The organism is Niveispirillum sp. (genome assembly GCF_017996735.1).
Classification (GTDB): domain Bacteria; phylum Pseudomonadota; class Alphaproteobacteria; order Azospirillales; family Azospirillaceae; genus Niveispirillum.
In genome coordinates this window covers 1-7,031 of sequence record NZ_JAGOGJ010000209.1, presented here as the reverse complement: position 1 = coordinate 7,031, position 7,031 = coordinate 1, and the positions used below count along the sequence as shown (strand labels likewise).

Genomic DNA, 7,031 nt, shown 5'->3' with positions numbered 1-7,031 from the left:
GTACAGCCGCTCCCCCGCCCCATCCGCCGACGGGTTGGCCAGATCCCCCCCATCGGAGCGGTCCTGGGCACAAAGATAGACGGTGGGGTCGGCGGGCGGGCGGCGGTGACGCCGGATCGCGTCGAATTCAGCCGCGTAATCATCGCTGAAAAACACTGTGTGATGGGCAAGGGCTACCCCATCGGGCTTTGCCAGACCACAGGCGACCAGAGCCGACAGCGAGCGTTCAACCGGCCGGCACGGCGGTGGAGGCTCTGGCGTGATCATCCGGGTCAGCGCAGCGACATCACCATTATAGATGACGGCATCGGCGCGCAGGTGCTGTTGCTGATCGGTGGTCACGCCGATCACGGATCGCCCCGACCGGTCACGGTCGATGGAAACGACGCGCTCACCAAAGCGGAATTCCACGCCCGCCTCCCGCGCGACGGCCGCCAGACGACAGGCCAGCGCGGCCATGCCGCCATCCACGATCCATACGCCCGCCTGTTCCACATGCGCCACCAGCATCAAGGTGGCCGGTGCCAGGAACGGCGATGATCCGCAATAGGTGGCATAACGGCCGAAAAGCTGCCGCAGCCTGGGATCGGTGAAATAACCCGACAGCGCCGACCAGAGCTTCGTATAGGGCCGCAATGCCAGCAGGGCGGAGGGCCGGTGCAAACCGATACGGGCCGACAAGGACAAAGGGTTGGGCCGTGGCGCATCGATGAAGCTGCGTTCCAGCAGCCGGTAGATCCGTGCGCTGTCCGCCGCAAAGCGGCTGAAACCTGCCGCCGCCGCAGCACCGGCGAAATCACCGATCGCCTCCCGGGTCCGCGCGGGATCCGTGTAGAGATCCAGCCTTTGCGCACCCTGCCAATAATGCCGGGCCAGCACATCACACCGGGTCAGCCTAAGCTGCGTTTCCAGGGTGGTACCGTAGCGGGCCAGCAATTCATCAAAGACCCATTTCATGGTCAGGACCGTAGGTCCCGCATCAAACAGACGCCCGCCCGCCGCCACCTGCCGCAGCTTACCCCCCGGCCCCGCCGCCGCATCGACCATTGTGACACGATAACCGGCATGGGCCAGAACCAGGGCCGCTGCCAGACCGCCCATTCCGGCCCCCACGATCACCACAGAATCGTCTGTTCTGGCGCTGAAGCCCATTTCGTGCGGCCTGTTCCTCGTGGATTGACATTTTCCATTGATGTGTCAATTTATGTTTACACATTTTTCCGTCCAGTCAAATTGACATTTATGGGCACGGAGGTCGGCCATGGAATTGCCTGAGCGCATTGAAGCCGGATTGCAGCTCGCCCTGCGACTTGCGACCGCCAATGGCTGCCCGCCGCTGCTGGCCGGTGGCCTGCGCCATGCGGTGTTTCCCGGTGGTGCCCGCATAAGGCCCCGCCTGTGTCTGGCCGTCGCGACGGCATGTGGCGACCGGGACCCCCAGGCGGCCAATGCCGCCGCCGTTGCCATCGAGTTGCTGCACTGTGCTTCGCTGGTCCATGACGACATGCCTTGTTTCGACAATGCGGCGACGCGCCGGGGGCAGGCATCCGTGCATACGGAATTCGGCGAGGAGATCGCCCTTCTGGTGGGTGACGGGCTGATCGTGGCGGCATTCGAAACGGTGGCGCGGGAGACGATGCACGCCCCTAGGCTGACCGCACCGCTGATCGCCACCATCGCCAAAGCCGTTGGCTCCCCCTATGGGCTGGTCGCGGGTCAGGCTTGGGAGGCGGAGGCGGATATCGACATCTGCCAATATCACCGGGCCAAGACGGCATCCCTGTTCGCGGGCGCCGTATCGACCGGCGCGCTGGCCTCGGGCGGGAACCCGCAGGATTGGCTGACTCTGGCCGATGCTCTGGGTTCCGCCTATCAGGTGGCCGATGATCTCTATGATGCGATGGGCACGACCGGCAGCATGGGCAAACCCGCCGGTCAGGACGGGCGCAACGGCAAACCCAACATCGCGGCCGCATTGGGCATACCCAAAGCCCTGCAGCATTTGCGCACCCTGGTGGAAACGGCGGCCGACAGCGTTCCGGACTGCGCCGGACGCGGGCCGTTCCGCGCCATGATCCTTAACGAGGCGACGCGCCTGATGCCCAAGACGCTGTCCGTCAGCGCCGCCTGACAGGGGCATGGGAACGCAGCCCCCCGACGCCGGAACCAGGCCTTTGGCTCTGCGCCTGCGGCTGTGGCGCAACCGGATGATTGCAAAGCCGGGTTTCCGGCGATGGATCGCACGGCTGCCGCTGCTGCGTGCCATCGGCAATGCCAAGGCCAACACGCTGTTCCGCCTGACCGGGGGGTTCATCTTCTCGCAGGTGCTGCTGGCGGGGGTGCGGCTCGGCCTGTATCGGGCGCTGGAGAAGGAGGCGTTGACGACGGCCTGCCTCAGCGACCGTCTGGCATTACCGGAAGAACGGATACGCCTGTTGCTGCGCGCCAACGCCGCGCTGGGCCTTGTGATCGAAATCAGGCCCGACCTTTGGGTCCTGGACGATGGCGGCGTGATCCTGGCGGCTGACCGGGGCCTGGATGCCATGGTGCGCCACCATGCCATGCTCTACCGCGACCTGATCGATCCCGACCAGTTGCTGCGGACCGGTGCGGCGCAGACGGAGCTGCGGCAATACTGGGCCTATGTGCGGGAGATGGGGGCCGATGGCCCGAAGCCGGCTGAGGTGGAAGGTTATTCCGCCCTGATGCGGGACAGCCAGGCCATGATGGCCGATTGCCTCCTGGCCAGCCATGATTTCGCCCGGTACCGCGTGCTGCTGGATGTCGGCGGTGGCGATGGTGCATTTCTGGCCGCCGCCGCAGATGTGCATCCCGGCCTTGAACTGCATCTGTTCGACCTTCCCGCCGTGGCCCAGCGTGCGGCCAGGCATCTTGATGCCCTGGGCCTGGGGGCGCGGACCCATGTCCATGGCGGCGATTTCAGCCGCGATCCGGTGCCCGGCGATGCCGAGTGCGTCACCCTGATCCGGGTACTCTGCGACCATGACGATTCGCGGGTAGAAACCATCCTTGCCAATCTTCACCGCTCGCTGCGCCCCGGCACCACCCTGGTCATTGCCGAAGCCATGGATGGGTCAAGCGACGGCGCCCGGCTGTCCGCGGCCTATTTCGGCATTTATTTCCTGGCCATGGGATCGGGACGCTGCCGCAGCGCGCGGGAAATCGCGGGTTTCCTGGCAGCAACCGGATTCCAATCCATCCGCATCCTCGCGACGCCGAACCCGCTGATTGCGTCCATCGTGACCGCTCGCCGATAGGGCCCAGCGTCATCACCTAAAAAAGTGTAAATATTAATTGACAGTTTGGAGTGTCAACTTAATATGACATATGCGTAATCGGATTGCTCACCTGGGGGAGGTGCCGGAATGTACGCGACGGCTGTGGTATTCGAGAGACCGGGAGACGTCGCTGTTCGGCGACTGGCTCTGCGTGTTCCAGGCCCCGGCGATGTCGTGGTCGAAACGGTTGCCAGCGGTGTTTCCACGGGGACGGAAAAGATGCTGTACCAGGGCACCATGCCCCGGTTCCCCGGCATGTCCTATCCGCTGGTCCCCGGTTATGAAACGGTGGGCACCGTGATCCAGGCGGGTCCGGAATCCGGCCACCGGGTTGGGGCACTGGTCTTTGTCCCCGGCGCCAATTGTTATGCGGAGGCGGCGGGTCTGTTCGGGGCCAATGCCTCCACCCTGGTCGTTCCCGGTGCGCGGGTGTTCGAAATCGCCCCCGCCCTGCAGGATAACGGGGTGCTGCTGGCACTGGCGGCAACGGCGCACCATGCGGTGCGACGGGCCCAGGGGCCTGTTGGTCTGGTCGTGGGCCACGGCGTGCTGGGGCGTTTGATCGCCCGCATGGTGCTGGCCCTGGGTTTTGCCGCCCCGATTGTCTGGGAAACCGCCGCCGCCCGTCGTACGGGGGGCCAAGCCTATCCTGTGATGTATCCGGGAGAGGATGGTGACATGCGCTATGGCACGGCCATTGATGCCAGCGGTGATGCCACCGCCATCGACAGCATCATCACCCGCCTGCGCAAGCCGGCGGAACTGATCCTGGCCGGGTTTTATGGGGAGCGGGTCGGTTACGCCTTCGCCCCGGCCTTCATGCGGGAACTGACCCTGTCCATCGCGGCGGAATTCCGCCCGGAGGATGTTTCCGCCGTCATAGGCCTGGTGGAAACCGGGCGCCTGTCCCTCGACGGGCTGCTGACACACCGGGCCACACCGGCCCAGGCGTCATCCGCCTACGCAACCGCGTTCAACGACCTCGGCTGCCTGAAAATGGTGATCGACTGGAGGAAAGCCGCATGAGCCTTGATCTGGACGTCCGCAGCAGCCCGAAAACCATGAGCAGGCGCCTGCGTGAGGAGGCGGCCATCGAACCCGATGCGCCGCATGTCGGCAAGGTCACCAAGGAAACCCAGATCATCGCCATTTATGGCAAGGGCGGTATCGGCAAGAGCTTCACGCTGGCCAACCTGTCCTACATGCTGGCGCAACTGGGCAAAAAGGTGCTGCTGATCGGCTGTGATCCGAAAAGCGACACGACCTCGCTGCTGTTCGGCGGGCGCGCCTGCCCGACCATCATCCAGACGGCGTCCCGCCGCAAGGAAGCAGGACAGGAAGTTTCCATCTCCGACGTCTGCTTCAAGCGCGATGGCGTCTTCGCCATGGAGTTGGGCGGTCCGGAAGTGGGGCGCGGCTGCGGCGGTCGCGGCATCATCCATGGGTTTGAGACGCTGGAAAAGCTGGGCTTCCATGAATGGGACTTCGACTATGTCCTGCTGGACTTCCTGGGCGACGTGGTGTGCGGCGGCTTCGGCCTGCCGATTGCGCGCGACATGTGCCAGAAGGTCGTGGTGGTCGGATCCAACGATCTCCAGTCCCTCTATGTCGCCAACAATGTCTGCTCGGCGGTGAAGTATTTCCGCAATCTGGGCGGCAATGTCGGCGTGGCGGGGCTGGTCATCAACAAGGATGACGGCACCGGAGAGGCGCAGGCCTTCGCCGACGCGGTCGGTATCCCGGTCCTGGCCTCCATCCCGCAGGATGAGGATATCCGCCGCAAGAGCGCCAATTACCAGATCATCGGCACCCCCGATAACCGGTGGGGTCCGCTGTTTGAGGCGCTGTCGGTCAATCTGGCCGAGGCCCCGCCGGTTCTGCCGCGCCCGCTGGATCAGGATGGGCTGCTCGGCCTGTTCGATGCCAGCCAGACCGGCGGCAATTTCCGGCTAGAGCCGGCGACGCCGGAAGATATGTGCCCTGCGGGCGCGCTGAAACGCGCCTCGCTCGAAGTCATTTACGACCGGGTCTGAGGGGCACACAACCATGGACGACCAGCCTTTGGACTTCATACGCGAAGCTGCCGGCGAGACGGCCCTTTCGGGGGACGCGGGTGCGGGCTTCACGGCGGACGGTGTACAGCCCGCCGCGGCCGGGTGCCATGGCGGCGTCGAACTGTCGCGTGCTGCCGCCCGCGCTGCCGGCAATGATGAGGTGATGGACCGGCTGGAACGGGATTATCCCAAGGGACCGCATGACCAGCCGCAATCCATGTGCCCTGCCTTCGGGTCGCTGCGTGTGGGCCTTCGCATGCGCCGGGTCGGCACCATCCTGTCGGGATCGGCCTGCTGTGTCTATGGACTGACCTTCACCTCCCATTTCTACGGTGCCAAACGCTCCGTTGGCTATGTGCCCTTCAGCTCCGAGACGCTGGTCACCGGCAAGCTGTATGAGGATATCGTCGAGGCGGTGCATCTGATGGCCGATCCGGGCCGTTTCGATGCGCTGATCGTCACCAATCTCTGCGTTCCCACCGCCTCCGGCGTGCCGCTGAAAATGCTGCCGAAGGAGATTGATGGGGTCCGCATCATCGGCATCGACGTGCCGGGCTTTGGCGTGCCCACCCATGCCGAAGCGAAGGATGTGCTGTCGGGCGCTATGCTGTCCTATGCCCGGCAGGAGGCAGAGGCCGGGCCGGTGCAGAGGCCGCGCGCCGGGTTGAAGGATAAGCCGACCGTCACGCTTGTGGGGGAGATGTTCCCCGCCGACCCTGTCGTCATCGGCAATATGCTGGACCCGATGGGGCTGGCCGTGGGGCCCAGCATTCCGGTGCGGGAATGGCGCGATCTCTACGGTGCGCTGGATTGCGCCGCCGTGGCGGCCATCCACCCCTTCTACACGGCAACCTTCCGCGAATTTACCGCCGCCGGCCGGCCCATTGTCGGGTCCGCCCCCATCGGGCTGGATGGCACCGACGCCTGGCTGTCGGCCATCGGGCATCGCTGTGGCGTACCGCAGGCCCGGATCGACCAGACCCGCAACGCCATGCGCGGCGCGATCAGTGCCGGGTTGGCCGCCAACCGCATCAAGGGCCGCATCACGCTGTCGGGCTATGAAGGTTCCGAACTGCTGGTCGGTCGGCTGCTGGTCGAACTGGGCGCGGACCTGCGCTATGTCGGCACGGCGTGCCCGAAGACGCCGTACAATACCGAGGATGCGGAATGGCTGGCGGCCAAGGGCGTGATCGTCCGCTTCCGCGCCTCGCTGGAACAGGATCTGGCGGCATTTGCGGAGTTCAAGCCCGATCTGGCCATCGGCACCACGCCCGTGGTGCAGAAGGCAAAGGAGGCGGGAACGCCCGCACTCTACTTCACCAATCTGATTTCCGCCCGCCCCCTGATGGGGCCGGCGGGGCCGGGGTCGCTGCCGTCGGTTATCAACACGGCCATCGCCAACAAGCCGCGCTTTGACGCCATGAACGCCTTTTTCGAAGGGGTTGGCACGGGTGACGCCGCCGGCATCTGGGAAGATGTGCCGCAGGATCGCAGCGCCTTCCGCCGGAAATACGCGGCCAAGACCAACCAATCGCGTAACGCGGTCGAGAATGGAGATAGCGTCGGATGCTGATCCTCGACCATGATAGAGCCGGCGGCTACTGGGGCAGCGTCTACGCCTTCACGGCGATCAAGGGGCTGCAGGTGATCATCGACGGCCCGGTGGGCTGCGAGAACC

Annotated in this window: 6 protein-coding genes; 5 read left to right on the top strand and 1 reads right to left on the bottom strand. The window is 65.1% G+C overall.

What is annotated here, in order from left to right; translation table 11 throughout:
* Nucleotides 1-1,152 (bottom strand): NAD(P)/FAD-dependent oxidoreductase (locus tag KBA48_RS31455; RefSeq protein WP_292912624.1); only part of this gene is annotated, 1,152 nt, incomplete at its 3' end.
* Nucleotides 1,153-1,261: 109 nt separating this feature from the next.
* On the opposite strand from KBA48_RS31455, the gene KBA48_RS31450 reads away from it, so the two are divergent.
* The 5 genes from KBA48_RS31450 to bchY all read left to right on the top strand — a co-directional run bounded on the left by KBA48_RS31450 (nucleotide 1,262) and on the right by bchY (nucleotide 6,926).
* Nucleotides 1,262-2,131 carry a polyprenyl synthetase family protein gene (locus tag KBA48_RS31450; protein WP_292912623.1) on the top strand — a complete coding sequence of 290 codons (870 nt, stop codon included), beginning with the start codon at nucleotides 1,262-1,264 and terminating at the stop codon, nucleotides 2,129-2,131.
* A gap of 43 nt (nucleotides 2,132-2,174) precedes the next feature.
* Nucleotides 2,175-3,278, top strand: coding sequence for a methyltransferase (locus tag KBA48_RS31445; protein ID WP_292912622.1), 1,104 nt, complete (start codon nucleotides 2,175-2,177; stop codon nucleotides 3,276-3,278).
* Between the two features lie 108 nt (nucleotides 3,279-3,386).
* Nucleotides 3,387-4,325 carry a chlorophyll synthesis pathway protein BchC gene (gene bchC, locus KBA48_RS31440; RefSeq protein WP_292912621.1) on the top strand — a complete coding sequence of 313 codons (939 nt, stop codon included), beginning with the start codon at nucleotides 3,387-3,389 and terminating at the stop codon, nucleotides 4,323-4,325.
* Nucleotides 4,322-5,332 (top strand): chlorophyllide a reductase iron protein subunit X, encoded by a 1,011-nt coding sequence (locus tag KBA48_RS31435; RefSeq protein WP_292912620.1) that lies wholly within the window; start codon nucleotides 4,322-4,324, stop codon nucleotides 5,330-5,332. Before bchC ends, KBA48_RS31435 begins: the two co-directional genes overlap by 4 nt.
* Nucleotides 5,333-5,345: 13 nt before the next feature.
* The gene (gene bchY, locus KBA48_RS31430; protein ID WP_292912619.1) at nucleotides 5,346-6,926 is read left to right on the top strand and encodes a chlorophyllide a reductase subunit Y; all 1,581 of its coding nucleotides are present in this window, start codon (nucleotides 5,346-5,348) and stop codon (nucleotides 6,924-6,926) included.
* Nucleotides 6,927-7,031: the final 105 nt, after the last annotated feature.